Genomic DNA, 2,366 nt, shown 5'->3' on the forward strand with positions numbered 1-2,366 from the left:
GTAAGCGCCCCATGAACACACGGGCGCTTTTTTATGTGTGGGAGAAGTTCCAGGGAAGAAGTGAGTCGATATCAGGCTCGGGCTTAGCCAACTCTTTCATGCACTTAACCATGTAGTCGTACAAGATAAGGTCATTCGCTTTTGCTGTCTCGATGATGCTGTAAAGCATTGCGCTGGCGTCGGCACCTCTGGGAGTGTCAGAGAAGAGCCAGTTTTTTCGGCCAATAACCATGGATTTTATTGCTCGCTCAGCCCGATTGTTATCGATAGACAGGTGACCATCTTCGACATACCGAACCAGTTTCGGCCACTGACCAACCGCGTATTTGATTGCTTTGCCTAGTTCACCTGTACCGATGACCTTTTGCGATGTCAGCCATTTATGCAGGTCATCAAGCATAGGTTTCGCCAGTTTTTGTCGTTCAGTCATTCGCTCCAGAGCAGACCTTCCTTTCAGGCGAGTTTCAAGCGCATACAGTTTTTGGATTTTTGCCAGAGCGACATCCGCTTTTCCTGTTTTGCCTTTACCTTGTACCCTCTTCGCATCCATGAACTTACGGCGAGCATGAGCAAGACAGCCAAGGTGTTCAACCTTCTCCAGGCCGTCATAGACTCGGTATCCATCCGTTTGCAGGTAGCCATTGTAGTCACCAAGGAAGCCGATGGGACATGCTCTTGAGCGACGATTTTGATAATCGTACAGCACGATGTTTTTAACGCCTTCCAATGTCGCTTCAGGAGAGTCAGCACCAGAGCAGTAAACCCACATATAGCATTGCTTATCTTCTTTAAGCACGGTTAGTGGTGTTTCATCTGCCTGGATGACCACCTGCTCCAGCAAGTGTTTGTGCAGAGCGTTATACAACGGAGTAAAACGTTCGCTGACCTGCATCATCCAGCGAGCCATGGTTGTTCTGGATAGCTCGACACCAGACTGCTCGAACAGGGTTTCCTGACGGTAAAGCGGTAGCGCGTACTGATATTTTCCAAGGATGATGTTAGCCAGAAGGCTTTCTGTCGCGAAGCTTTTAGGGATAATACTGGCAGGTGCAGGCTTTTGGCTGATGCTAACCTTATCGGCTTCCTTTTCACACTGGCGGCAACTGTACTTAGGGCGAACATATTCCAGAACCTTCAGTACTGCTGGCGTGAACTCCAGCTTTTCACAACTATCTTCACCGATTTTATGCAGAGGGTGCTGGCAGCATGAGCAGACTTTTTCATCATCATCCAGGTCCAGAACGATATGCTCACGGGGCAAGTCTTTAGGAAGCGGCTTGCGTTTACCTCGTACTTTTTTGGTCGTGGTTGTCGTTACCACTTCCTGTTCGTCAGAGGCTGCATCGACCTCGCACTCCGCTTCATTAAACAGGTCACCCTGTGCATCATCATAAGGTTTGAGTGATTCAGAGCGTTTGGCGAACTGACGGTCGATAGCTAATTTGAACTGTTCAAGCAGCGATGCCTTTTCAGCCATAAGGGCTTTTACCATCGCTTGAAGCTCGGCAATATCTTGGCTGTCAGGGTTAATATCAGGCATCTTTTTCATGGCATCCATTATACTAAAAATGCCGCTGCAACACCTGATACATCTGACTTTTATAACGATTAACTCATTGTAAAATCGTGTATTTCAACAGGCTTGTGGCCGATAATAGTGAAGCCTGAGAGCAGCCTGTCCAACTCAAATTGGTTGAGGGTAAATACCTGTTTTTTCTCCTGGGAAGGCCATTTGAACTTCGCTTTTTCCAGTCGTTTATACCAGAGCGCGAAGCCCGTTTTATCCCAGTAGAGTATCTTTATTTTGTCGCGCTGTTTGTTGGTAAACAGGAACAATGCTCCTGAACTCAGAGGCAAGTTAGTTTCACACTCAACCAGTGCGGCCAGACCGTTAATGGATTTTCTGAAGTCAACGAACTCACGATACAGGTAGATAGCAGGCGCGTTAGTTAATCCCCTCATGATGATAATGCACCGATAAGTTCGGCCAGATAATCTGTTGGCGTGCCTTGCGGGATGCTCAACTCAACATCGTTAAAGCAAAGCGTCATATTTTCTGTTGCGGAATTCGTTACCTGATAGCGAGTGGTCTGTTCAACTACCTCCGCTCGGACAAAACTGCATTGCTGGTTTTCTCTGGTTAGCTTCAGCGACCGTCGCTTTGAAAAGAAAGTTGAAGGGCTGAGTTGATTCTGTCGGCAGAACTCTCTTTGGTTAAGAGAGCTGTCTTCGTATTGCTGAAATATTTCCAGCCATTCCTGATCGCTGCGTCGTCGGTGAGCCATGATCTTATCTCCTTATTAGTGAAGATAAGATCATAAGTCTGGTGCCTGGCTAATTGAATGTGTGCTTTGTGGGGCGCTTAC

At 47.3% G+C, this 2,366-nt stretch carries 3 protein-coding genes; all 3 read right to left on the reverse strand.

Going from position 1 to position 2,366, the window contains the following annotated elements:
- Nucleotides 1-31: 31 nt before the first annotated feature.
- The 3 genes from tnpC to tnpA are packed head-to-tail and all read right to left on the reverse strand — an operon-like array spanning nt 32 to nt 2,285.
- A complete protein-coding gene (gene tnpC / locus R7Z77_RS23850) occupies nt 32-1,549 on the reverse strand; it encodes an IS66 family transposase (protein WP_318136866.1) in 1,518 nt (505 codons plus the stop codon).
- Between the two features lie 59 nt (nt 1,550-1,608).
- A complete protein-coding gene (gene tnpB, locus R7Z77_RS23855) occupies nt 1,609-1,962 on the reverse strand; it encodes an IS66 family insertion sequence element accessory protein TnpB (protein WP_010451947.1) in 354 nt (117 codons plus the stop codon).
- Nucleotides 1,959-2,285 (reverse strand): IS66 family insertion sequence element accessory protein TnpA, encoded by a 327-nt coding sequence (gene tnpA, locus R7Z77_RS23860; RefSeq protein ID WP_010451948.1) that lies wholly within the window; start codon nt 2,283-2,285, stop codon nt 1,959-1,961. Before tnpA ends, tnpB begins: the two co-directional genes overlap by 4 nt.
- Between the last annotated feature and the right edge of the window lie 81 nt (nt 2,286-2,366).

The organism is Vibrio sp. 1401 (assembly GCF_033340295.1).

Bases quoted from the DNA above. Each gene is read 5' to 3' on its own strand.
- tnpB (WP_010451947.1), bottom strand. From the start codon at position 1,962: ATGAGGGGATTAACTAACGCGCCTGCTATCTACCTGTATCGTGAGTTC.
- tnpA (WP_010451948.1), bottom strand. From the start codon at position 2,285: ATGGCTCACCGACGACGCAGCGATCAGGAATGGCTGGAAATATTTCAG.
- tnpC (WP_318136866.1), bottom strand. From the start codon at position 1,549: ATGAAAAAGATGCCTGATATTAACCCTGACAGCCAAGATATTGCCGAG.